At 68.8% G+C, this 22,491-nt stretch carries 22 protein-coding genes; 14 read left to right on the forward strand and 8 right to left on the reverse strand.

What is annotated here, in order from left to right:
- Window positions 1–22: 22 nt before the first annotated feature.
- The 3 genes from NL112_RS14950 to NL112_RS14960 all read right to left on the reverse strand — a co-directional run bounded on the left by NL112_RS14950 (window position 23) and on the right by NL112_RS14960 (window position 4,326).
- The gene (locus NL112_RS14950) at window positions 23–2,110 is read right to left on the reverse strand and encodes a type II secretion system F family protein (RefSeq protein ID WP_255149645.1); all 2,088 of its coding nucleotides are present in this window, start codon (window positions 2,108–2,110) and stop codon (window positions 23–25) included.
- Window positions 2,110–3,735, reverse strand: a complete 1,626-nt coding sequence (locus tag NL112_RS14955; protein ID WP_255149646.1) for a type II/IV secretion system ATPase subunit — start codon at window positions 3,733–3,735, stop codon at window positions 2,110–2,112. The genes NL112_RS14950 and NL112_RS14955 overlap by 1 nt, the downstream gene beginning before the upstream one ends.
- Window positions 3,736–3,813: 78 nt before the next feature.
- A complete protein-coding gene (locus tag NL112_RS14960) occupies window positions 3,814–4,326 on the reverse strand; it encodes a DUF7549 family protein (RefSeq protein WP_255149647.1) in 513 nt (170 codons plus the stop codon).
- A gap of 102 nt (window positions 4,327–4,428) precedes the next feature.
- Here NL112_RS14960 and NL112_RS14965 point away from each other — a divergent pair, with 102 nt between their 5' ends.
- The 11 genes from NL112_RS14965 to NL112_RS15015 all read left to right on the forward strand — a co-directional run bounded on the left by NL112_RS14965 (window position 4,429) and on the right by NL112_RS15015 (window position 14,980).
- Window positions 4,429–4,863 (forward strand): DUF5793 family protein, encoded by a 435-nt coding sequence (locus NL112_RS14965; RefSeq protein WP_255149648.1) that lies wholly within the window; start codon window positions 4,429–4,431, stop codon window positions 4,861–4,863.
- Between the two features lie 44 nt (window positions 4,864–4,907).
- Window positions 4,908–6,251, forward strand: a complete 1,344-nt coding sequence (locus NL112_RS14970; protein ID WP_255149649.1) for a phosphohexomutase domain-containing protein — start codon at window positions 4,908–4,910, stop codon at window positions 6,249–6,251.
- 96 nt (window positions 6,252–6,347) lie between these two features.
- Complete coding sequence (locus tag NL112_RS14975) at window positions 6,348–7,520, forward strand: BMP family lipoprotein (protein WP_255149650.1); 1,173 nt, start codon at window positions 6,348–6,350, stop codon at window positions 7,518–7,520.
- 4 nt (window positions 7,521–7,524) lie between these two features.
- The gene (locus tag NL112_RS14980) at window positions 7,525–9,123 is read left to right on the forward strand and encodes an ABC transporter ATP-binding protein (RefSeq protein ID WP_255149651.1); all 1,599 of its coding nucleotides are present in this window, start codon (window positions 7,525–7,527) and stop codon (window positions 9,121–9,123) included.
- A complete protein-coding gene (locus NL112_RS14985) occupies window positions 9,120–10,451 on the forward strand; it encodes an ABC transporter permease (RefSeq protein WP_255149652.1) in 1,332 nt (443 codons plus the stop codon). The genes NL112_RS14980 and NL112_RS14985 overlap by 4 nt, the downstream gene beginning before the upstream one ends.
- Window positions 10,444–11,637: an ABC transporter permease gene (locus NL112_RS14990; protein ID WP_255149653.1), complete on the forward strand. Its 1,194-nt coding sequence runs from the start codon at window positions 10,444–10,446 to the stop codon at window positions 11,635–11,637. The genes NL112_RS14985 and NL112_RS14990 overlap by 8 nt, the downstream gene beginning before the upstream one ends.
- Before the next feature lie 61 nt (window positions 11,638–11,698).
- Window positions 11,699–12,088 (forward strand): cytidine deaminase, encoded by a 390-nt coding sequence (cdd, locus tag NL112_RS14995; RefSeq protein ID WP_255149654.1) that lies wholly within the window; start codon window positions 11,699–11,701, stop codon window positions 12,086–12,088.
- Complete coding sequence (locus tag NL112_RS15000; protein ID WP_255149655.1) at window positions 12,085–12,909, forward strand: nucleoside phosphorylase; 825 nt, start codon at window positions 12,085–12,087, stop codon at window positions 12,907–12,909. The genes cdd and NL112_RS15000 overlap by 4 nt, the downstream gene beginning before the upstream one ends.
- A gap of 36 nt (window positions 12,910–12,945) precedes the next feature.
- A complete protein-coding gene (locus tag NL112_RS15005; protein ID WP_255149656.1) occupies window positions 12,946–13,914 on the forward strand; it encodes an ABC transporter ATP-binding protein in 969 nt (322 codons plus the stop codon).
- Entirely contained in the window at window positions 13,914–14,681 is a 768-nt protein-coding gene (locus NL112_RS15010; protein ID WP_255152609.1) for an ABC transporter permease, read from the forward strand. The genes NL112_RS15005 and NL112_RS15010 overlap by 1 nt, the downstream gene beginning before the upstream one ends.
- 41 nt (window positions 14,682–14,722) lie before the next feature.
- Window positions 14,723–14,980, forward strand: a complete 258-nt coding sequence (locus NL112_RS15015; RefSeq protein WP_255149657.1) for a hypothetical protein — start codon at window positions 14,723–14,725, stop codon at window positions 14,978–14,980.
- 23 nt (window positions 14,981–15,003) lie between these two features.
- Here the strand turns inward: NL112_RS15015 and NL112_RS15020 are convergent, their stop codons facing one another.
- A complete protein-coding gene (locus NL112_RS15020; RefSeq protein ID WP_255149658.1) occupies window positions 15,004–16,176 on the reverse strand; it encodes an NAD(P)/FAD-dependent oxidoreductase in 1,173 nt (390 codons plus the stop codon).
- 132 nt (window positions 16,177–16,308) lie between these two features.
- Window positions 16,309–16,848 (reverse strand): Rrf2 family transcriptional regulator, encoded by a 540-nt coding sequence (locus tag NL112_RS15025; RefSeq protein ID WP_255149659.1) that lies wholly within the window; start codon window positions 16,846–16,848, stop codon window positions 16,309–16,311.
- A 171-nt stretch (window positions 16,849–17,019) separates the two neighbouring features.
- Between NL112_RS15025 and NL112_RS15030 the strand changes: the two genes are divergently transcribed.
- Window positions 17,020–17,931 carry an NAD-dependent epimerase/dehydratase family protein gene (locus tag NL112_RS15030; RefSeq protein WP_255149660.1) on the forward strand — a complete coding sequence of 304 codons (912 nt, stop codon included), beginning with the start codon at window positions 17,020–17,022 and terminating at the stop codon, window positions 17,929–17,931.
- Here NL112_RS15030 and NL112_RS15035 read toward each other — a convergent pair.
- Entirely contained in the window at window positions 17,820–19,244 is a 1,425-nt protein-coding gene (locus NL112_RS15035) for a DUF389 domain-containing protein (protein WP_255149661.1), read from the reverse strand. The genes NL112_RS15030 and NL112_RS15035 overlap by 112 nt on opposite strands.
- A gap of 90 nt (window positions 19,245–19,334) precedes the next feature.
- Here NL112_RS15035 and rocF point away from each other — a divergent pair, with 90 nt between their 5' ends.
- Window positions 19,335–20,231 (forward strand): arginase, encoded by an 897-nt coding sequence (gene rocF / locus NL112_RS15040; protein WP_255149662.1) that lies wholly within the window; start codon window positions 19,335–19,337, stop codon window positions 20,229–20,231.
- 16 nt (window positions 20,232–20,247) lie between these two features.
- Here rocF and NL112_RS15045 read toward each other — a convergent pair whose 3' ends face one another.
- Window positions 20,248–20,889, reverse strand: a complete 642-nt coding sequence (locus NL112_RS15045) for a methyltransferase domain-containing protein (protein WP_255149663.1) — start codon at window positions 20,887–20,889, stop codon at window positions 20,248–20,250.
- A gap of 148 nt (window positions 20,890–21,037) precedes the next feature.
- On the opposite strand from NL112_RS15045, the gene NL112_RS15050 reads away from it, so the two are divergent.
- Window positions 21,038–21,322 (forward strand): hypothetical protein, encoded by a 285-nt coding sequence (locus NL112_RS15050; protein WP_255149664.1) that lies wholly within the window; start codon window positions 21,038–21,040, stop codon window positions 21,320–21,322.
- On the opposite strand, the gene trpB is transcribed toward NL112_RS15050, so the two are convergent.
- A complete protein-coding gene (trpB, locus tag NL112_RS15055; RefSeq protein ID WP_255149665.1) occupies window positions 21,319–22,485 on the reverse strand; it encodes a tryptophan synthase subunit beta in 1,167 nt (388 codons plus the stop codon). The two genes, NL112_RS15050 and trpB, sit on opposite strands and share 4 nt — an antisense overlap.
- Window positions 22,486–22,491: the final 6 nt, after the last annotated feature.

The following is a 22,491-nucleotide window of genomic DNA, read 5'->3' on the forward strand; positions in this document are numbered from 1 at the left end:
GCCGGGGAAATGTCGCCCGGTTTCAGAGCGGCAACAGCGCCAGCGGTGCCGCCGTCGCGCTGACGCTCTGTGCGTACAGGAGCGCGAGGTACGCGACACCGAGCAGGATGCTCGCGTGTTTCGCCCCGTCCTTGATGGAGCCGCCGCTCATCTGCCCGCCGACGAGCCCCGACAGCATCGCCTGGACGAGCCCGGCGTGGAAGAAGGCCAGCCGGTAGGCCCGTATCTCCGCTTCCGAGACGGTGATGCTCCCCGGGACCGAGGCCCCCAGCCCGCTCCCGCCGGTCGGGAGCGCCGGGATGAGGATGAAGTTTATCGCGGCGATGACGACGAGAAACACCAGGAACGCGACGTAGATGACGAGCACGTAGGTGAACATCTCCTGGTTGCGCTGTTCCTTGAGCCGTCGGTCGTTGCGCGCCTGTTCGGCGGCGATACGCAACACCGGGCCGATTTCGTTCGACGCACGCAGGGCGTTCGTGATGAGCGTCACCGTCCGCGTGACCGACGGCGTCCGGACCCGCGATTCGAACCGTTCGAGCGCGTCCGTCACGGTCGCACCCCACTGGATGTCCCGCCAGATGCGTTCGACCTCCTCGTCGAGCGCACCCACGTCGCTCTCGCGGACTCTGTCGAACGAGGAGACGACGGCCACGCCGGCCTCGTTGAGGCTCGCCAGCCGCTCCAGCAGGTCCGGCACGGCGTCCTCGAGCCGTTCGAGCCGCCGGCGCTGTATCTCGTAGACGACGGCGAACGTCCCCAGCACGAACAGGGTCGCCTGCACGAGCACGTCGTCGAACGCCCCGACGCTGAACGCCCCGGCGCTCAACATCGCCTGGACGCGGACGGCGACGAACCCGACCGCGAGCGGGACCGTCGCGTACAGAAGCAGGGTCGGCTCCGATATCAGCGCCTCGAACGGGTTCGAGAGCGTCGACAGCAGTCCCTTGAGCCGACGGTACGCGTGCAGTCGGTCGCGGTTCCGGAGCGAGCGCTCCGACAGCACGCCGGCACCATCGGCCCGCACCGGCTCGACCCCGTCTCCAGGACGGTCGCCGGCTCCCGGCGTCTCCTCCTCGAGGGTATCCTTGCTCGCTCGGAGCGGCTGTGTTATCTCGGTCAGGTACGCGATGAACAGCACGTTCGTCGCCGGGAGCACGGCGTAGGTGAGTATCTGCAACACCAGTAGCATCCCGCCGCTGGTGAGACCGATGATGAGCAGGATGGTGAGTAAGAACAGCATCCCCGCGACGACGACCGTGACGTACACCTCGGCGGTCGTCGCAAGCAGGTCGAGGATGCGCCGCTGTTGGTCCTCGGCGGCTTCGCTGTACCGTTCGTACTCGTCACGCAGGAACGTCGACAGGTCCTGACCGGACTGGAGCACGCTCGAGAGGTTCTCGGTGAACTTCTGGAACTGGTCGGAGGGGGTCCGCTGGGCGAGGTCACGCACCGCGGTCACGAGGTCGTCGCCGAACAGGTCGATATTCCGGACGCCGACGCCCATCTCGTCTGCCGCGGTCCCGAACACCCCGCGGTTGCGGTCGAGCGTCCGCATCACGTCGGGAAACGCCATCCCGCCACGCGAGAGCGCGTACACGAACGCGATGGTGCGGGGCATCCCGGCCTCTATCTGTCGCTGACGGGTGTTCGCACGGATGCTGGGCACCTGCCACCGGATGGCGTACATGAGTGCCGCGGTCAGGAGGCCGAACAGGGCGCTGGCCAGGACAAGCACCGTGAAGTAGCCCGGTTCTGCGCTGGCGGCCCAGTCCGGAACTACCCCGGCCGCGGTTTCGACGAGGCTCGTCCCGGCTTCCGTCGTCTCCACCACGCTGATGACGGCGGCGCCGACGTAGATGCCGAGCACCGCGCCGCTGAGCGCGCCGACCAGCGTGAACAGGTTGGTCTTTGCGGCGTACACGCGGTACGGCGTCCCGATGCCGGCGCCACGGAGGCTCCGTTCGCGCCGCCGGTCGTCGAACTCGAGGCGGCCGAACAGCGCCCACGACAGCCGGGTGGCGATGCGGTCGAGCCACGAGGAGACCGTCGTCACCGCGAGCGCCGCGAGCAACAGAAGCGCCAGCCCCAGAGGGACGAAGACCCACATCAGTCGTCGGCGGCCTCCGCTTCCGGTTCGGCCGCCGACTCGCCGATGCGCTCCATCACCCGCTCGGGGTCCGCGTAGTATCGGTTGACCATCGCCGTGAACTGCTGATACTGGGTCACGCCCTCCTCCCAGAGGTGGTTCAGGAAGCGACGGCGCCGCTGCATCTCCCGGAGCAGTTCCGACTGTGACCAGCCCCGCTCCTCGCGTATCTCGTCGAGCAGGCTCCGGTTGCCCTCCCTGAAGGAGTCGTCGGTAGCGAGCCACTCGTAGGCGTTCGAGTAGTCGAGTTCGCCCGTGCGCTGGTCGATGCCCTCGATTTCGGCGACGGTCTGGGCGCGGCGGACCCGCTCGCCGCCGAACCGTGCGAGCACCTGCACGCAAAGCACGTCCAGCGACTGCACCATCGCACGGGGCACGTTGATGGGTTCGTTCTCCAGGCGGTTGATGACCGTCTGAACCGAGTCGGCGTGCATCGTCGACAGCGTCGTGTGGCCGGTGTTCATCGCCTGGAACAGCGTGATTGCCTCTTCGCCGCGCACCTCGCCGACGAGGATGTACTCGGGGCGGTGTCGCAACGACGACCGGAGCAGGTCGTACATCGTGATGTTCGACTCCTCGTCCAGTCGTTCTCGCGTCACCGCGGACAGCCAGTTGTCGTGGTGCAACGCGAGTTCGCGCGTGTCCTCGATGGAGATGAGCTTCGAGCGCGGCGGGATGAACATCGAGATGGCGTTCATCGAGGTGGTCTTCCCCGAGGCGGTGCCGCCGGCGAAGATGATGTTCTTGTTGTTCTCGATGGCGAGCCAGAGGTACGCCATCTGTTCCAGCGAGTACGTGCCGAACTCCAGCAGGTCGATGGGCGTGAACGGCTCCTCGCTGTACTTGCGGATGGTGAACGCCGAGCCGCGGGGCGTCACCTCCTCGCCCAGCGCCAGCTCCGCCCGCGAGCCGTCCTCGAGGGTCGTCTCGACGACCGGGCTACCGACCGAGATATGTCGCCCGGCCTGCTGGGCCAGGCGGACGACGAACGAGTCGAGTTCCTCCTTCCGGAAGGTGACGTTCGTCTCGATGTCCTGGTAGTCCTCGTGGTAGGCGTACAGCGGAATGTCGTAGCCGTCACACGAGATGTCCTCGATGTGCGGGTCGTGCATCAGGGGGTCGATGCGCCCGAAGCCGCGGAACCGCCGCCACAGGTAGTAGAACAGCCGGTAGAACCCGTTCGTGTCGGTCTCGATACCGAACTCCTCGAGCCGGTTGCGGAGCTCCGTCCGCAGGAGCGTCTCGGGGTCGCCATCGTCGTCGGCGTACAACAGGGGGTTGCGGACGTCGTCGTACAGCGTCTCGAGCAGGTCCTCCTCGGCGGCGTCGAGTCGGGGTTCGACGACGTGGTACTGGTGCTCGTTCTCCACGGGGTCGTGGAGAATCGAGACGTACGCGAACGGTGCGTTGAGCCAGTAGCGGTCGACTTCCTCCAGGTCAGTCGGGGGGCTCTCGCTCACCAGCGAACCGTGTTTCGCCGGGTCGTACGTCTCGAGGCTGAGGTGGGTGCCCCGGAGCATCTCGACGGCTCGTTTCAGCTGGTCGACAACGTTACCCGTAGAACCCCCGTCGTCCGGTTCTGACATTGTTTCGTCGGTCGATTCCCCCACGTTCGTTGGGTGTTCAGGTTGACGAGACATAAATCCACCCCGAGATTTCGGCAGTCACGACGGCGTATCGGTTCGTTCGACGGCCAGAAGCACGCCGCCCAGCACGGGGACGATGACCGCCCCCACCGGGGCGGTGAGCCCGAAGTACCCCTGCCAGAGCAGGACCGTGCTCGCGGCGAGCAGGACGCCGGCGACGCCGAGCAGGACCCCCATCAGCCGAACCGGGTCCACCCGGCCCGCCTCGATGCGCTGTTCCCATCCGTAGTACGCCACCGCGAGCAGGAGTGCGGCCCCGAGCACGGCGGCGGCGGCGAGCCACGCGAGATACGCCAGCCGGTTCGTCGGGTTCGAGGCCAGCGCCGGCATCGCCGTGACCAGGTGGAACGGCTGGGCCGCCGACCCCAGATCGAGGCCGAACAGGAACTGGAACGTGAACAGCGGGAACCGGATGACGACGAAGCTCACGCCGCGCTGTGTGGTGACCGACACCGTCCACGGGAGGAGGGCGCTCAGCCACGCCGCGACGACGGCGAGTTCGCCAGCGTACTCCGACCGGACCCAGGCCATACGCGGACGGCGACCGGGTGGGAATAAAAGCTGTCGGGAGCGGCCGACGACCCCCGGAGGCGTTACGTTCTTGCCGCCTGCCGTCGAACTGTACGGTACGGAATGAGGCGTGACTACTTCACCCTGGAGGTCACCGACGACGACCCCTCCGGGTTACCGACGGTCCACGTACAGTTCGACGGGCCGTCAGACCGACTCGTCGACCGCCTCACCGACGACTCGGGGGACCCACTCGACGCCGGGGCACTCGACGTGGCGTACAGACTCCAGAACGGCGACGGGGGCGTGCTCGGGGTGACCAACCGCATCACCGGCGAGTTCATCCTCGAGGTGAACGCACCGAAAGAGGAGCTGTTCGCGTTCATCCGCTCGGCCCGCGGGGGCGACGAGGCCGACGAGGAACATCGCTACCGGCTCGTCGTCACCGTCGACGGCGAGACGACGCTGGACCACGAGAAGGGGACGCTGCTCGTCTACGGTCCCGACGGTGACCTGCGCCGCTCGGATTCGCTCATCCCCAGCGGGGTCGAACTCTGAGCCTGCGAGAACAGAGATAAGTGCCCGAGGGGAGTTCTCCCCGTATGGACCTCTTCGGAACCGCCGGCATCCGCGGTGACGTCCGCGAGCGCGTCACCCCGGAGCTAGCGCTCGCGGTGGGGCGGGCGGCCGGCCGCGACGGCGACGAGTTCGTCGTCGGCCGTGACGGCCGCGAGACCGGCGCCGCGCTCGCCGCGGCGCTCGAAGCCGGACTGACCTCCGCGGGCGCCCGGGTCGTCCGCGTCGGGCAGGTGCCCACCCCGGCGCTGGCGTCCGCCTCCCGCGGCCGCCGTGGCGTGATGGTGACCGCCAGCCACAACCCGCCCGGCGACAACGGGCTGAAACTGTTCGTCGACGGCGAAGAGTACGACCGCGACGCCGAGCGGCGCATCGACGAACGGGTCGTCGACGACGCCCCGCCGGCCGAGTGGGACGCCTGGGGCGACACGGAGCGGGTGGACGTCCTCGCGGAGTATCGGAGCGCAGTCGTCGAGTACGCGAACTCCCACGGGGCATCGCTCGACGGGCTCTCCGTCGCCGTCGACTGCGGGACGGGGATGAGCGCCGTGGCGACGCCCCAGGTGTTGCGCGCGATGGGGGCCCACGTCGTCGCACTCAACGCACAGGTCGACGGCCACTTCCCCGGCCGGGAGTCGAAGCCGACGCCCGAGAGCCTCGGGGACCTGCGGGCGTTCGTCCGCGAGGGGGAGTTCGACCTCGGAATCGCCCACGACGGCGACGCCGACCGGGTCGTCGTCGTCGACGGCGACGGCGAGGTGGTCCACGAGGACACCGTCGTCGCCGTGCTCGCGGCGCATTTCGTCGCCGCGAGCGACGCGGCCGACCCGGTGGTGGTGACGACGCCGAACGCGTCCGGGCGCATCGACGAGCGGGTCGACGCCGAGGGCGGCCGAGTCGAGCGCGTCCGACTGGGGGCGCTCCACGAGGGAATCGCCAGCGTCCGTGCCGCCGGTGACGACGAGACGGTGGTCGTGTTCGCGGCCGAACCGTGGAAGCATATCCACCCGGTCCACGGACCGTGGATCGACGGCGTCGCCAGCGCCGCAGTGTTCGCACGACTGGTCGCCGAGCGCGGCCTCTCCGGGCTCCGGGAGCCGGTCGCGGAGCGACCCTACCGGAAGCTGTCGGTTCCCTGTCCGGACGACCGGAAGGCGGAGGCGATGACGGCCATCGAGACGGCACTCCCCGAGGCGTTCCCCGACGGCGAGGTGGACACCGACCACGGCGTCCGCATCGACCGCCCGGACGGCTCGTGGGTGCTCGTCCGCCCGTCTGGGACGGAGCCGTACGTCCGCATCTACGCGGAGAGCGACGAGGTGGACGCGCTCGTCGACCGGGCCCGCGCCGTCGTCGAGCGAGAGCTCTGAGAAATTCCGATAGAGAGGGCGAGGCGGGGTTATATAGTCGAACCGGGGGGAACTTTCGCAGACCTTATGCCGGGGTGGCCCGGCTCTTGAACCGAGATGCCACTGGACAGGCGGCGGTTCGTCACGGCAACGGGTATCGCAGGCCTCGCGGGGCTGGCAGGATGTACGGGGGGACCGTCGAGCGACGACGGTTCGCCGACCGACACCGACGGGGGCGGTGACGACGAGACCACCGACACGGACGACGGGGGCGACAGCATGGAGACGGCGGCCCACATCGGCATGGTGTACGCCACGGGTGGACTCGGCGACGGCTCGTTCAACGACCAGGCCCAGCAGGGGGTGCAGGCGGCCGAGGAAGAACTGAACGTTCAGTACCAGTCCGCACAGCCGGAGGAGGTGTCGGAGTTCGGGACGTTCCAACAGCAGTTCGCCCAGTCGCAGGACCCCGACTACGACCTGGTGTCCTGCATCGGGTTCCTGCAGGCGGACGCGCTCTCGGAGACGGCGCCGCAGTACCCCGACCAGCATTTCCAGATAGTCGACTCCGTCCCGATGAAGGACACCGACGACGACGGCGAGGGCGACGAGCAGTTCGACAACGTCGCGTCCTACGTGTTCGCCGAGGAAGAGGGGTCGTACCTCGTCGGTCAGTTGGCGGGCCTGCTCACGACCCGGAGCTTCTCGGCGGGAGCCGGCTCCACCCAGTCCGACTCCACGAACGTAGGCTTCGTCGGCGGCGTCGAGTCCGGTCTCATCAAGAAGTTCGAGGCCGGCTACACGGCCGGCGTGAAGGCCGCGGACGGCGACGTCGACGTGCAGACGGCGTACGTCGGCTCGTTCAACGACCCCGGGGCCGGCCGGGAGGCCGCGCTGTCGATGTACAACAGCGGTGCCGACGTCGTCTACCACGCCTCCGGCAACACCGGCACCGGCGTGTTCCGGGCCGCCCAGGACCAGGGCCGGTTCGCCATCGGCGTCGACCGCGACCAGTCCGTGACGAAGTCCTCGTTCAAGAACGTCATCCTCGCGTCGATGGTCAAGCGGGTCGACACCGCCGTCTACAACGCCATCGAGGCGGAGGTGAACGGCGAGTTCGAGGGCGGAACGACGACCGCACTCGGCCTCGACGACGACGGCGTCGCCGCGGTGTACGGCCAGCAGCTCGGTTCGGAGATTCCGTCGTCGGTGAAAGACGAGATAGCGTCGTCGCGGCAGTCCATCATCGACGGCGACATCGACGTTCCGACCGACCCCGAGAACGTCTGAGCGGATGACCGAGGCCGTCCACCTCGACGGGATAACCAAGCGGTTCCCGGGCGTCGTCGCCAACGACGACGTGACGCTCGAAGTCGAGGCGGGGAGCGTCCACGCCCTCCTCGGCGAGAACGGCGCCGGGAAGACGACGCTGATGAACGTCCTCTACGGGCTCTACCAGCCCACGGCGGGCCGCGTCGTCGTCGACGGCACCGAGCGCCAGTTCGACTCGCCGCGGGACGCCATCGACGCCGGCGTCGGCATGATTCACCAGCACTTCATGCTCGTGGACACGATGACCGTCGCCGAGAACATCACGCTCGGCAACGAGCCGCGCAAGTGGGGCGGGCTGGCGGTCGACCGCGAGCGCGCGCGCCGTGAGGTCCGGGAGTTGAGCCAGCGGTACGGGTTCGACGTCGACCCCGAGGCACGCATCGAGGACGTCAGCGTCGGCGTCCAACAGCGCGTCGAGATACTGAAGGCGCTGTACCGGGGGGCCGACGTACTCATCCTCGACGAGCCGACGGCGGTGCTCACTCCCCAGGAGGTCGAGGACCTGTTCGACGTGTTCGAGGAACTCACCGCGGAGGGGAAGACTATCATCTTCATCACCCACAAGTTGGGCGAAGCGATGGCCGCCGCGGACGACGTGACGGTCCTGCGCGACGGCGAGAACGTCGGGACGGTGCCCGCGGCCGACACCACCCGCGAACAGCTCGCGGAGCTGATGGTCGGCCGGAAGGTGTTCATGGAGGTCCGCGAACCGGAACGGGAGCCCGGGAGCGATACGCTCGCGGTCGAAGGGGTCGGGGTCACCGACGACCGGGGCGTCGACGTCGTCGACGACGTCTCGTTCCGCGTCCGCGAGGGCGAAGTGTTCGGCATCGCGGGCGTCGACGGCAACGGCCAGACCGAACTGGTCGAGGCGATAACCGGGCTGAGCGAGCCGTCGAGTGGGCGCGTGGGTCTGAGTGGGACGGACGTGACGAACTGGTCGCGACGCGAGCGCATCGCCGCTGGGATGGCCTACGTCCCCGAGGACAGACAGGAACGCGGCCTCGTGATGGAGTTCGACCTCGTGGAGAACGGCTTGCTCGGCAACCAGCACGACGACGAGTTCGCGGACCGCGGCCGCATCGACTGGCCGGCGACCCGCGACCACGCCGAGACGCTCATCGACGAGTACGACGTGCGGCCGCCGGACGCCGACGCCACCGCGGCGTCGCTGTCGGGCGGCAACCAGCAGAAGTTCATCGTCGGTCGCGAGTTCGAGCGCGACCCTTCGCTTCTGGTCGCCACCCATCCCACCCGCGGGGTCGACATCGGCTCGACCGAGTTCATCCACGACCGCCTGCTCGACATGCGCGACGAGGGGGCCGCAGTGCTTCTGGTCTCCTCGAAACTGGAGGAGGTGCAGTCGCTGTCCGACCGCCTCGCGGTGATGTACGAGGGCGAGTTGATGGCCGTCGTCGACCCCGACGACGTGACCGAGGAGGAACTCGGTCTGCTGATGGCCGGTGAACGGCCCGACCGGGACCTGGGCTCGCGGCGACTGACCGAGACAACCGAGCAGGCGGCCGCCTCCGGGACGGCGGCCGACGGAGGGGCCGAATGACGTGGCGCGACCGGCTCCGCCGAGCGTACGCCCGACTGGTGACGGCTTCGGGGTTCGAGCGGCTGGCCATCAGCGTCGCGGCGCTCGTCGCCTCCATCGCCGTCGGGACTGTACTGGTGCTCGTCGCCGGCCGGATGACCGACTGCACGCAGGCGGCGTTCGTGCTCACCCACCCGACCCCGTTCGGGTTCCCGCGGCTGTTCTCCGTGGGGTTCTGTTACGACCCCGTCACCGTCTACGACCGGCTGTTCGTGGGCGCGCTCGGCGACCCGCTCAAGGAGGGCTGGGGACCGCTCACGCCGTTCCGTGGCGGCCCGGTCGTCCCGTTTCGCGCGGGCTACGATCCGCTGAACGCACAGATGGCGGTCACGCTCCGGGAGGCGACCGTGCTGGTGTTCACGGGGCTGTCCGTCGCCGTCGCGTTCCGCGCCGGCATCTTCAACATCGGGACGCAGGGCCAACTCGTCGTCGGCGCCCTCGCGAGTGCCATGTCGGTGCTGTGGACCGCGCCGTACGTCTCCGGCGTCGCTGGCACGCTGTTGCTGGTGCCGCTCGGACTGCTTGCGGGCGCGACGTTCGGCGGGCTGTACGGCGCCATCCCCGGCTTGCTGAAAGCGTACGCCGACGCCAACGAGGTCATCACCACCATCATGCTGAACTTCGTGGCGACGGGTGTGGTCGGCTACCTCGTGCTCAACCACTTCAAGGACCCCAACAGCGCCGCGACGCAGACGCGGTCGCTCCCGGCGTACGCGGATTTCCCGCATCTCATCTTCGACCCGCGGACCGACTTCTCGCTGGTCGCGCTGGCGCTCGGGCTCCTGCTCGTCGCCGTCATCTACTACGTGCTCGAACACACGACGTTCGGCTACGACGTGCGGACCAGCGGCATCCAGCCGCGCGCGGCGGAGTACGGCGGCGTGGACGCCGAGCGAACGGTCGTCTCCAGTCTCGTCCTCTCGGGGGCGCTCGGCGGCATCGGCGGGGCGCTGTACGTGATGCTGATACTCGGCAAGTACCAGACCGGGGTGCCCGCCTACGGGTTCGACGGCATCACCGTCTCCATCCTGGCGGGCAACAACCCGCTCGGCGTCGTGTTCGCGGCCTTGCTGTTCGGCGTGTTGAAGTCCGGCGCCATCGTGGTCGACTTCGCCACCGACGTGCCGCCACAGCTAGTGAGCGTCCTCCGGGGGCTCATCATCCTGTTCGTCGCCATGCCGGAGTTCTTCCGGATGCTGGGTGCGCGACTGCCGTTTGCTCCCAGCGTGGAGACGGACCGCCAGGTCGCGGCCGACGGGGGCGAACAGGGAGGTGGCGCCGATGAGTGACCTCTCGACGTGGCTCCGGTTGCGTGCGGATGCCCTCGCTCCCGAGCAGGTCGGCCGCCGCCTCATCGGCGTCGCAGTCGTCGCCGCGGCCGTCGTCACAGTCGTCGTGCTCGGGGTCGTGCTCCCGGACTCCATCTTCGGGACGCTGTTGTCCATCGTCGTCACGGAGTCGGTGGTCGGGTCGGCGCTCCGGCTGTCGGTTCCCATCGCGCTTGCGGCCGTCGGCGGTATCTTCGCCGAGAAGTCGGGCGTCATCAACATCGGGCTCGAGGGCCTCCTCATCATCTCGGCGTTCGTCGCCGTCTGGATGACGGAGGTGACGGGGAGCCTGCTCGTCGGCTTCCTGCTCGGCGTGCTCGCGTCGACGCTCCTGGCGCTGGTGTTCGCCGTCGTCTGCATCGAGTTCCGCGCCGACCAGATAATCGCGGGACTTGCCGTCTGGCTCATCGCGCTCGGCCTCGCCCCGTTCGCCTCACAGGTGGTGTACGGGGGCCCCAACACCCGGAGCGTCCGGACGATTCCCACCCTGCCCGAACTGCTCGGGTTCCTCCCCGCGGAGGGGACCATCCCCCAGCGACTCGGTGCGCCGGACCTCGGTGTCCCCCTCGTGGACGGCCTGCTCCAGTCGGCCGTGGAGATACTCAGCCGACCGCCGCTGTTCGTCGCGGACGTCCTGCTGGGGGCGTCGCTGTCGGTGTATCTGATGTTCCTGATGGTCGGCGTCGGCTGGTATCTGCTCAATCGCACCTCGTTCGGGCGGTGGGTCCGCGCGTCCGGTGAGAACCCCAAGGCGCTCGACACCGCGGGCGTCAGCGTCTCCCGCGTCCGCTACGCCGCGGTGACGCTGTCGGGCGTGTTCTCCGGCCTCGGCGGTGGCGCGCTGGCGCTGTCCATCGGGCAGTTCACCGGCAACGGCCCGACGATGGTCAACGGCAAGGGGTTCATCGCCATCGTCGCGTACCTGTTCGGCAACTACAACCCCGTGGGTGCGTTCCTCTCGACGCTGTTGTTCGCGGGGCTGGACGCCATCCAGGTGACGCTCCAGACGAGCGGCACGACCGGCCTGCCGCCGTCGCTCGTCCGCATCATCCCGTTCGTCACCGTCATCCTCGTGCTGGCGTTCGTCGGGAAGACGCGCATCCCGGAGGCCGCCGGCGACCACTACGAGTCGGGGGAAGACGGGTAACCCCCACCTCCTGCGGCCGGGCGTCCGGTGGCTATTTTTGCCGTCTCGTCGAACGCCGCCCATGGACGAGTTACTCGACGCCGCACGCGACGCGCTCGATTCGGCGTACGTCCCCTACTCGGAGTACCGGGTCGGCGCCGCCATCCGAGCGTCGGACGGGTCGGTGTTCGTCGGCTGTAACCTGGAGAACGCGAACTACTCGAACTCACTGCACGCCGAGGAGGTGGCCGTCGCGGAAGCCGTCAAGAACGGCCACGAGTCGTTCGACGCGCTGGCCGTCGTCTCGGGGAACCGCGACGGCGTCACGCCCTGCGGGATGTGCCGGCAGACGCTCGCGGAGTTCTGCGACGGGTCGCTTCCAATCTACTGTGACGAGGGCGATACAGTGAGCGAGTACACGCTGGGCGAACTGCTCCCGAACGCCATCTCGCCGGAGACGCTGGGCAAATGACGGGCGACAGCGAGAACCCCAACGACGACGTCCAGTACCACCTCGGCGTCGGTCCGAACGACGTCGACGGCCCGGTGCTCCTGCCGGGCGACCCCGAGCGCGTCCCGAAGATCGCGGCGTTCTGGGACGACAGCGAGGAGCGGGGCCACCACCGCGAGTACCGAACCGCGACGGGCACGTACGACGGCGCGCCCGTGACGGTCACCTCGACGGGCATCGGCTCGCCGTCGGCGGCCATCGCCGTCGAGGAGCACGCTAACATCGGTACGGAGACGTTCATGCGGGTCGGTTCCTGTGGCGCGATTCAGCCGGGGATGGACGTGGGTGACCTCGTCATCACGACCGGTGCGGTCAGACAGGAGGGCACCTCCGACGAGTACGTCCGCGAGGACTACCCGGCGACGGCCGACAGCGAGGTGGTGACGGCGCTGGTCACGGCCTGCGAGGAACTCGGCTACGACTACCACACCGGGGTCACCTGCTCGACGGACTCCTTCTACGCGGGACAGGGGCGCCCCGGCCACGGCGGGTTCGAGGCGCAGGGCGCGGAGGCGCTCGTCGATGAACTCCAGAACGCCGGCGTGCTGAACTTCGAGATGGAGGCGGCGGCCATCCTGACGGTGGCGAACCTCTACGGCCTTCGGGCGGGCGCCGTCTGTACGGTGTACGCCAACCGTGTCACCGGGGAGTTCCGCACCGAGGGCGAACGGCGTGCGGGCGAGGTTGCGTCGCGTGCGGCGGCCATCCTGCGGGAGATGGACGAGACGAAAGCCGAGGCGGGCGCGGACCGCTGGCACGCGGGGCTGTCGCTGGACAGGTAGCCGCGTCGATAAGTCGCTCCGGCCCGTTGGACGGGTATGAACGCCATCGAGGTCGCCGGACTCACCAAGCGGTACGGCGAGGTGACGGCCGTCGACGACCTCACCCTCGACGTGGAGGCCGGCGAACTGTTCGGTCTGCTCGGCCCGAACGGCGCGGGGAAGACGACGCTCGTCAACACGCTGTGTACGCTCACCAGACCCACCGCGGGGACGGCCGCCGTCGCCGGCCACGACGTCCGCGCCGCCCCGGCGCAGGTCCGAGAGGCCATCGGCGTCGTGTTCCAGGAACCAGCACTCGACGAGGAACTCACCGGCGTCGAGAACCTCCGGTTCCACGCCCGACTCTACGGCATCACCGGCGACCGGCGGCGCGACCGCATCGAGGAGGTGCTGGCGCTGGTGGACCTCGGCGACCGCCGCGACGAGAAGGTGGGCGACTACTCCGGCGGGATGGCGCGCCGCCTCGAACTCGCGCGGGGCCTGCTTCACGAACCGGAGGTGCTGTTCCTCGACGAGCCGACCGTCGGGCTGGACGCCGGCACCCGGAAGGACGTCCGCGAGTACGTCGCGGCGCTCAACGACCGCACCGGCGTCACCGTCGTCCTCACGACCCACTACATGGAGGAGGCCGACGCGCTCTGTGACAGAATCGCCATCGTGGACCGGGGCCGGGTCGTCGCCTGCGACGCGCCCGCCGCGCTGAAGCGGGGGCTCGGCGGCGACGCCGTCAGCCTCGCCGTCTCGGACGGGGCCGCCGTGGCCGCTCGCGTCCGCGAGTTCCCCTGGGTCGAATCCGTCGCCGACGCGGGCGACGGCTTCCGGGTCGTCGTCGACGACGGGGAGCGCCGGGTTCCCGCACTGGTCGTCGCCGCGGGGGAGGTTGCCGACGTGACCGGCGTCAGCGTCGAGGCACCGACGCTCGAACGCGTGTTCCTCGAACTGACGGGTCGCCCGGTCGCTCGAGTTCGGGAGGAACCGGTCGCCGCACCGGCGGGGGCCGAATGATGCTCCGGGTCGACCCGCTGGCCGTCTACGGGCTCTGGATACGTGACCTCCTCCGGTTCCGGCGCTCGCGCTCCCGGGTCATCGGGGCCTTCCTCACGCCGCTTCTCGTCTTTGCGTTCTTCGGGTTCGGGTTCCGTGGCGTCCAGTTCGGCGGCGTCCCGGGCGACGTGAGCTACGTCGAGTATCTCGTGCCGGGCATCCTCGGGTTCACCATGCTGTTCTCGGCGTCGTTCACGGGACTCGCCGTGCTCTCGGACCGCGAGGTGGGGTTCCTGAAGGAGATACTCGTCGCGCCCGTGCCGCGGACGAGCATCGTCCTCGGGCGCGTGCTCGGCGGCGCGACGACGGCGCTGATACAGACGGGGCTCATCCTCGCGGGCACCGTCGTGCTCGGGTTCCGGCCGCGACTCCTCGGCCTCCCGCTGGCGGCGGTGATGCTCGTCGCCATCGCGGTCACGTTCATCGGTTTCGGTCTCGCGCTGGCGACCCTCTTTTCGGACACGCAGGGGTACAACCTGCTCGTCAACTTCACGCTGTTCCCGCTCGCGTTCCTGTCGGGAGCGTTCTACCCGCTGTCGAACCTCCCGACGGTCGTCCAGTATCTCGGGTATCTCAACCCGCTCACGTACGGCATCGACGGCCTCCGCGGGGCGCTGGTCGGCTACTCGCAGTACCCGCTGTGGCTGGATTTCGGCGTCGTGGCGCTGTCCGGTGTGGTGATGGTGACGGTCGGCGCGGCGGCCTTCGGACGGTTCGAGGTGGACTGACGACCACGACATTCTTGCCGGCGCGTGACGAGACACCGTCCATGCGCCTCGCGCGCGACGATTCGCTCGTCGGGACGGTGGTCGTCCCGCTGGTCGTGGGTGCTGTGGGGTTCGTCGCCGGACTGTTCGTCGGGCCGGCCTGGGCCGCGCTTGGCTTCGTGACCGGGACCGGACTCGCGCTCGCCGTCGGGGCGAACGTGGACAGCGAGGAGAGCCGAATCGACGAACTCGAAACCCGGGTCGCGGAACTCGAAGCGGAACGGGAACGGCGGTCCGACGAGGGGAAAACGGAGTCCTGAGACGCAGTTCGCCGGGGTGACAGCTACATGTCGCCCCAGGCCTTCAGCGCGGCGGAGGGCCCGGCGACGTCGTTTATCCAGCGGGCGGCGATACCCTTCTTGAGCATTTCGGCGACGGGGCCGCCGAACGTGTCGATGACGCTGTCGAGATACATCACGTCGTGGGCGACGGCCTCGTCGCCGACCGAGATGACCGTCCCCTTGTCCTTGTGGGTCCAGGTGTCGAGCGACTGGCCGCGGGCGGCCCGCGCGAGGTTCTCGCCGGCGACCTCGGCGGCCTGCCAGGCGGCCTGTGCGGTCGGCGGCGCGGGCATCTCCTGGCCGGGTTGGTCGACGAGCGCCGCGTCGCCGATGGCGAACACCCGCTCGTCGCTCGTCCGGAAGTCGGCCTCCGCGTTGATGCGGTGCGAGCGGTCGTCCTGGTCGACCTCGATTTCGCGGGCGGCGTCCTGGCCGGTGATGCCGCCCGTCCACAGCAGTACGTCGTAGTCGAGTTCGGCGTCGTCGCCGACGTAGACGGTCTCCTCGTCGACCTCGCCGATGAACTCGCCGGTCAGGACGTCGACGTCCTTCTCCTCCAGCAGTTTGGCGAGTTTCGCCTGCACGACGGGGTCGTTGTTCGGGAACACGTTGTCCAGCCCCTCGACGAGTTTGATCTCGATGGGCGCCCGATGCTTGTCGCGGAACTCCGCTATCTCGCCGGCGGCCTGGATGCCGGAGAGCCCGGCACCGCCGACGACCACCTGCGCGGGGTCGTCGCGCGTGGCCTCCTTCGCGGCCGTCTTCACCTCCTCGTGAATCTCGAGGGCGTCGTCGAGCCCCTTCAGCGTCAGCGAGTGCTCCCGGAGCCCGTCGATGCCGAAGAAGGCGGTCTGGGAGCCGAACGCGACCAGCACGTAGTCGTAGTCGACCGTGGAGTCGTCGTCGAGATGGACCGTCCGGGCGTCGGTGTCGAGGTCCTCGACGCTTGCGTTGATGAACCGCGTCGAGGGGGACTTGATCTCCTCACACGGGAAAGTTATCTTGTCCTGCACGTCCGGATTCCGGATACAGCGGTGCGACTCGTGGAGTACGAGATGGTGGTCGACGTCCGAGATCCAGGTGAGGTCCGCCTCGTCGTCCAGCTCGCGTTCGAGCTTCAGCACCGCACCGGTCCCGGCGTACCCCGAGCCCAGCACGACGACGTCGTCTGTCATGCCCGAGGCTGGGTGGTCATCGGATACAAACCCTGCGGAATCGCCCCATGGAGCCGGCAAGCCTTGCGCGTTCGGCACGCTCGGCTCGTGGTGTTAGAACGTACCAATCGAAGAGAAATACTCTTCAGTTCGTCAGTGGGCGGGCTCCTCGCCGCCGGCGGGTGCCTCCATGTTGTCGATGGTGAGGATGAGGCTGTTGTTGGTGTCGTCCTTGCCCTCGAGGGTGCCCTCGATGAGCAGTTTCGACAGCGGCGTCGGGCCGACGCTGATGGAGTCGCCCTCGTGGAAGTCGCCGATGGAGCCCTGGAGGCGAATCTCCGCCCGGCAGAGTTCGGGGTGGTGGACGCTCGTCAGGTCTATCTCCTGGACGTTCGCGCCCTCGACGAGTTCGTCGTTGTGTCGGAACGGGACGTCGGCCGCCTGGTCCATCTCCTGTATCTCGAGGGCGTCGTACGCGTTGCCCGTCGGCTTGTAGCCACCCTTCGGCCCGGGTACGCCCTCGACCAACTGCAGTGCCTTCAGACTCTGCATCTGGTTGCGGATGGTGCCCGGGTTCCGGTCCACTTCCTCGGCGATGTCCTCGCCTTTCACCGCGGATTCGGTGTCACGGTAGAGGTTGATGAGCGCCTCGAGTATCTTCTTCTGCGAGGGGGTGAGTTCGATTGATGACATTAACTTTAATTCGGTACTCCGTCCCTTAAGTCCGGCGGTGAATCTCCCGCCCCCCGTTCCGGGTGAATCGCCGCCGCCCCTGACCGTGATGCTACGGTGATTTATCAAATTCTCGTCAACCTCTGGGACGGGGACCGACACGCACTTGTCGTCGGGCCTACCGCACCCGGTATGAACGGCGAACGCGTGCTCGTGACGGGGGGTGCAGGGTTCATCGGCTCGAACCTCGCCAACCATCTCGCGGGCGACAACGACGTCATCGCACTCGACGACTGCTATCTCGGCACGCCCGAGAACCTCGACGACGACGTGGAGTTCGTCGACGCCTCGGTGCTGGACGACGACCTGCCGGCGGACGTCGACGTCCTGTTCCATCTGGCGGCGCTGTCCTCGCGGGCGATGCACGAGGAGGACCCCGCCCGCGGCGCGCGGGTCAACGTCGAGGGGTTCATCAACACGGTCGAGCAGGTGCGCGAGGAGGGCTGTGACACCGTCGTGTACGCGTCCACCTCCTCCATCTACGGCGACATGACCGAGCCGTCGCCCGAATCGATGGACGTCAAGGCCCGGACCGGCTACGAGGCGTCGAAACTCGCCCGGGAGCGCTACGGCGAGTACTACTCCAACTTCCACGGCATGTCGATGGCCGGGATGCGGTTCTTCTCCGTCTACCAGGGGTTCGGTGGCGCCGAGGAGCACAAAGGGGAGTACGCCAACCTCATCGCGCAGTTCGCCGACGAGATAGCCCGCGGGGAGTCCCCCGAAATTTGGGGCGACGGGACGCAGACCCGCGACTTCACCCACGTCGACGACATCGTGCGCGGTTTGGAACTCGCGGCCGACGAACGGCTCGACGGCGTCTACAACCTCGGCACCGGCGAGTCCTACTCGCTGAACGAACTCGTCGAGCGGCTCAACGACGTGCTCGGCACGGACGTCGACCCGGTGTACGAGGAGAACACGATGCGCAACTACGTCCACCACACGATGGCCGACCCCTCGAAGATGCACGAGGCGACGGGATGGGAGCCCGAAATCGGATTCGACGAGGGGCTTCGTCGCGTCTGCGACCAGTATCTCTGACGGTCGAGACGCGCCGCCTGCCCGTCCCCCTCGGACACCTGCTGGTCGACGAACTCGACGGTGACGACGACCGGCTGGTCCGCCCGCACCGTCACCTCCTCGTCGATGGTCGTCGCGAACCTGGGGTAGGCCCACCCGTCCGGTCGGGCGACGGTGACGGTTATCTCCTGGGTGACACCGAGCAGTCCGAGGTCCGTGAACTCGGTCTGCACCGAGACGAGCGTCAACTCGCGGTACTCGGGCCGTTCGAGGGTGTCCTGAACCACGCCGTTGGCGGTGTTCTCCAGTCGGACGTGGTCGACCATCGCCACGGCAGGCGCCGAGAACACCAGGAGCAACGCGACCACAACGGCCAGCGTTCGGGCGTGGCGCGTCAGGTTCCGACGGTGGGACCCGGGCTCCCAGTCGTCCGGCCGGTAGCCGAGATACCACAGCGTCGCGGTACCGGACAGCAGTATGGTCGTGGTGTTGATGACCAGAAGCACCGCCGCGCCGAGCGCGACCAGCGGAAGACCCCAGACGACGCCGATGCCGACGGCGGCCGCGGCGGGGACGACGGCCGCCGCGATTGCGACGCCGACCAGCGACAGCGGGAGGTCCGTGGCGACCCCGAACGCCGCGGCGGAGCCAGCACACAGTCCCAACAGTAGCGACAGCAGGCCCGGTGAGATACGGGTGCTGATCTGCTCGACCGTCGTCACGTCCAGCGCGGGCGCGAAGAAGCCGGCGTTGCGGAACAGCCATCCGAACACGACGGCGCCGACGACGGCCATCACCAGCCCCAGCACGAGCGAGCGGACGCCGTCGCGTCGCATCCCCCGTTCGCCGACGACGGTGCCGACGCAGGCGGTGATGGCCGCCCCGACCTGTGGGGCGATGGCCATCGCACCGATGACCACCGCGGGGGAGTCGAGCAGGAGGCCGGCCGTGGCGACCACCACGCTCAACACCGTCATCGCGTAGTAGGTGCGGGCGTCGGGAAGCAACGACCGCGCTTTCGTGCGCACCTCCTCGCCGGCGACGCTGTCGGACTCCTCGGTCCCCTCGACGTAGCGTGCCTCGAGTTCGTCGAACCGGTCGGTCGTCGCCGTCTCCGCGTTGGCGACCACCGAGTACGTCTCGGCGTCGACGCCCGCCTCGTCGAGCGCCTCGAACACCGCGTCGACCGCCTGGACGGGCAGGGGGAACTCGACAACTGTGGCTCCTTCGTGGCTCTCCTCGTCGGTCACGACGAAGTCGATACCCTCCTCGTCGAGGACGCCCGCAACCGTCTCGCGGTCGTCGGCCCCGACGAGTAGCCGGATGAGACGCATCCCCGGGAGCAACGCCCGTTTCGCACGTAGTTATGGGGGGCCAACGGCGAGACCGGGGGCCATAAACCCCCGGCGGCAGTAGCCGTCGGCATGAACGTTCGTCTCATAGGCGTGCCGATGGACCTCGGTGCCGACCGCCGTGGCGTCGACATGGGTCCGTCCGCCATTCGCTACGCCGGCCTCGCGGACACCCTCGACGACATCGGTCACACCTGCGTCGACGTGGGCGACCTCTCGGTTCCCCGCCCGGAGCTCTCATCGGGCGACGGCGACGCGGTGGACGCGAAGTACCTCGCCGAGACCGAACAGGTCTGTCGTGACCTCCGCGAGACGGTCGAGGAGGCGCTCGCGGCCGGCGAGTTCCCGCTGGTGCTCGGGGGCGACCACTCAATCGCCATCGGCTCTATCGGCGGGAGCGCACGCGCCGGGTCGACGGGCGTCGTCTGGTTCGACGCCCACGGCGACTTCAACACGCCCGCGACCACGCCCTCGGGGAACGTCCACGGGATGCCCGTCGCCGCGGTCCTGGGCCGCGGCGAGTTCGCAGACGCCGACTGGGCGTACGCCCCGACGGTCAGCGAGGAGAACGTCGCCATGGTCGGCATCCGCTCGCTCGACGACGCCGAACAGGAAGCGTTGCGCGACAGCGGCGTCTCGGTGTTCACGATGTCGGACATCGACGACCGCGGGCTGACCGACGTCGTCGAGGACGCCTTCGCGGTCGCCACGGACGGCACCGACGGCATCCACGTCTCGCTCGACATGGACTTCCTGGACCCCAACGAGGCGCCGGGCGTCGGGACGCCCGTTCGCGGGGGCGCGACCTACCGCGAGGCTCACGCCGCCATGGAGTACGTCGCCGACCACCTCGACGTGGTCCGGTCGATGGAAGTCGTGGAGGTCAACCCCATCCTCGACCAGCACAACGCCACCGCCGAACTCGCCGTCGAGTTGGTCGCCTCCGCGGTCGGAAAGCGCATCCTCTGACCGGATTTCGGAGACATCACGCCCGCTTGCGCCCGACGCCGATGAACAGGGTCCCCGCGTTGAACGTCTCGGCGTCGCTCTCGTCGAACACCTCGTCGAGTAGCGCCGGCACGTTCACGTCCGGCCGCCAGTTCGTCGCCCACGCGGACACCCGGTTCACGAGTGGGTTCACCAGACGACCCGGCCCCGACTGGTACGGCTGGGCATCGAGGACCACGACCCGACCGCCGGGACGGAGAACCCGGTACGCCTCCCTGAGCGCGCGCTCGGGGTCGGCCATCGCACTCACCGACAGCGAGGAGTACGCCGCGTCGAACGCACCGTCCGAAACGGGAAGCCGCTCGGCGTCCCCGCGGAGGACGCTGACCCGGTCGTCGCCCCGCGCCCGCCGCCGGCCGCGCCGGACCATCGCCGCCGAGTAGTCGACGCCGACGACCCGCCCCTCCGGGCCGACCGGGTACGCGAGGCGGTCGAAGTTGACCCCTGGCCCGCACGCGACGTCGAGCACCCGTTCGCCGGCGTTCAGTCGGAGCGCGCCCACGGAGCGACTCCTGAGTTCGTCGTGGCGGCCGCCGAACGCCGCTTCCGAGAGCAGTCGGAACAGGCGCTGGTGGTCTGCCCACCAGTCGTACACGCGCTGGCCGCGGGACACGGTCACCGACCGCCCCGTGCGTCCGGGACGGTCGGGTCGAGGGCTGTCCGGAGTCCGGCGGGGGTCGTCACGGATAGGTGCAGGCGCCCCGCGCGTATCGGCGTTTCCATCCGCGCACGGTACGGTTTAGTGGCACCGGTTCCTTGAGGGAGGTATGGCTGACGAGCGCGGGTTCGGACGGCGTGCCGTCGTGGCCCTGCTGGCGGCGTTCGCCGTGCCGCCGGTCGTGCTGGTGTGGGTGGCCGCCGCGGACGTCGCGGTCCCGCCCGCCGTCACGATGGCCGCCGTTCTCGTGCCGCTCGGTGCGCTGACGCTGGGGCTGGGACTGCTCGCACGCCGGGTCGCCTCCAGCCCGGACGAACCGGAACTGGTCGACAGCAAGGTCGCCGAGAACGTGGGGATGACGAGCGAGGAGTACGAGGAACTGCTCGACCGCTAGCTCAGGTCGAACTGCTCCGCGGCCTGCTCCATGTCCTTGTCGCCGCGGCCCGAGAGGTTGACGAGGATGGTTTCGTGGTCCCCCTCCTCGGCGAGTTGCTTCGCGAGCGCGAGGCCGTGACTCGACTCCAGTGCGGGAATGATGCCCTCCGTCTCCGCGAGCGTCCTGAAGGCGTCGAGCGCCTCGTCGTCCGTGATGCCGCGATACTCACAGCGACCGACCTCGCGGAACATCGCATGCTCGGGGCCAACGCCCGGGTAATCGAGGCCCGCCGACACCGAGTGGACCTCCACGTCGTCGTCGATGACGCGCGTCTTCATCCCGTGGATGACGTCCTCGTTGCCCGCCGCGAGGGGTGCGGCGTGGCGCTTCGAATCCGCGCCCTCGCCGCCGCCTTCGCCGCCGTAAAAGGCCACGTCGTCGTCGCGGAACGCGTGGAACAGGCCGATGGCGTTCGACCCGCCGCCGACGCAGGCGACGCAGGCGTCCGGCAACTCGCCAGTCCGCTCGCGGAACTGCTCGCGGGCCTCCTCGCCGATGACCGACTGGAACTCCCGGACCATCCGCGGGAACGGGTCGGGGCCGACGACGCTCCCGACGAGGTAGTGGGTGTCCTCGACGTTCGCCGCGAAGTCCTCCAGCGCCGCGTCGACGGCGTCCGCCAGCCCCGAACCGCCGCGGGTAACCTCGTTCACCTCCGCGCCCATCAACCGCATCCGGAAGACGTTCATCTTCTGGCGCTCGACGTCCTTCTTCCCCATGTAAATCTCCGTGTCGAGGTCGAACAGCGCCCCGACCATCGCCGTCGCGGTGCCGTGCTGGCCGGCGCCGGTCTCCGCGATGAGCCGCTCTTTTCCGGCTTTCTTCGCCAGCAGGGCCTGTCCGACGGTGTTGTTTATCTTGTGGGCGCCGCCGTGGAGTAGGTCCTCGCGCTTGAGGTAGATGTCGGCGCCGTACTCCTCGCTGAGGTTCTCGGCGTGGTACAGCGGCGTCGGCCGGCCGGCGTACGACGCGAGGATGTCCCGGAACTGCTCCTGGAACGCCTCGCTCGGGACGATGTCCTCGAACGCGGCCGCCAGTTGGGCGAGCGGTTCCAGGAGCGGTTCGGGGACGTGTCGGCCGCCGAACCCGTCGAACTCGTCGGGGAACTCGCTGTCGGACATGTGACC

This window comes from Halorarius halobius, from assembly GCF_024298865.1.
Lineage (GTDB): Archaea > Halobacteriota > Halobacteria > Halobacteriales > Haloarculaceae > Halorarius > Halorarius halobius.

Bases quoted from the DNA above. Each gene is read 5' to 3' on its own strand.
- NL112_RS14980 (WP_255149651.1), top strand. From the start codon at position 7,525: ATGACCGAGGCCGTCCACCTCGACGGGATAACCAAGCGGTTCCCGGGC.
- NL112_RS15025 (WP_255149659.1), bottom strand. From the start codon at position 16,848: ATGTCATCAATCGAACTCACCCCCTCGCAGAAGAAGATACTCGAGGCG.
- cdd (WP_255149654.1), top strand. From the start codon at position 11,699: ATGGACGAGTTACTCGACGCCGCACGCGACGCGCTCGATTCGGCGTAC.
- NL112_RS14950 (WP_255149645.1), bottom strand. From the start codon at position 2,110: ATGTGGGTCTTCGTCCCTCTGGGGCTGGCGCTTCTGTTGCTCGCGGCG.
- NL112_RS14990 (WP_255149653.1), top strand. From the start codon at position 10,444: ATGAGTGACCTCTCGACGTGGCTCCGGTTGCGTGCGGATGCCCTCGCT.
- NL112_RS14960 (WP_255149647.1), bottom strand. From the start codon at position 4,326: ATGGCCTGGGTCCGGTCGGAGTACGCTGGCGAACTCGCCGTCGTCGCG.
- NL112_RS14985 (WP_255149652.1), top strand. From the start codon at position 9,120: ATGACGTGGCGCGACCGGCTCCGCCGAGCGTACGCCCGACTGGTGACG.
- NL112_RS15020 (WP_255149658.1), bottom strand. From the start codon at position 16,176: ATGACAGACGACGTCGTCGTGCTGGGCTCGGGGTACGCCGGGACCGGT.
- NL112_RS15015 (WP_255149657.1), top strand. From the start codon at position 14,723: ATGCGCCTCGCGCGCGACGATTCGCTCGTCGGGACGGTGGTCGTCCCG.
- NL112_RS15000 (WP_255149655.1), top strand. From the start codon at position 12,085: ATGACGGGCGACAGCGAGAACCCCAACGACGACGTCCAGTACCACCTC.
- NL112_RS14965 (WP_255149648.1), top strand. From the start codon at position 4,429: ATGAGGCGTGACTACTTCACCCTGGAGGTCACCGACGACGACCCCTCC.
- NL112_RS15035 (WP_255149661.1), bottom strand. From the start codon at position 19,244: ATGCGTCTCATCCGGCTACTCGTCGGGGCCGACGACCGCGAGACGGTT.
- NL112_RS15010 (WP_255152609.1), top strand. From the start codon at position 13,914: ATGCTCCGGGTCGACCCGCTGGCCGTCTACGGGCTCTGGATACGTGAC.
- NL112_RS15050 (WP_255149664.1), top strand. From the start codon at position 21,038: ATGGCTGACGAGCGCGGGTTCGGACGGCGTGCCGTCGTGGCCCTGCTG.
- NL112_RS14955 (WP_255149646.1), bottom strand. From the start codon at position 3,735: ATGTCAGAACCGGACGACGGGGGTTCTACGGGTAACGTTGTCGACCAG.
- NL112_RS14975 (WP_255149650.1), top strand. From the start codon at position 6,348: ATGCCACTGGACAGGCGGCGGTTCGTCACGGCAACGGGTATCGCAGGC.
- rocF (WP_255149662.1), top strand. From the start codon at position 19,335: ATGAACGTTCGTCTCATAGGCGTGCCGATGGACCTCGGTGCCGACCGC.
- NL112_RS15005 (WP_255149656.1), top strand. From the start codon at position 12,946: ATGAACGCCATCGAGGTCGCCGGACTCACCAAGCGGTACGGCGAGGTG.
- NL112_RS15030 (WP_255149660.1), top strand. From the start codon at position 17,020: ATGAACGGCGAACGCGTGCTCGTGACGGGGGGTGCAGGGTTCATCGGC.
- NL112_RS14970 (WP_255149649.1), top strand. From the start codon at position 4,908: ATGGACCTCTTCGGAACCGCCGGCATCCGCGGTGACGTCCGCGAGCGC.
- trpB (WP_255149665.1), bottom strand. From the start codon at position 22,485: ATGTCCGACAGCGAGTTCCCCGACGAGTTCGACGGGTTCGGCGGCCGA.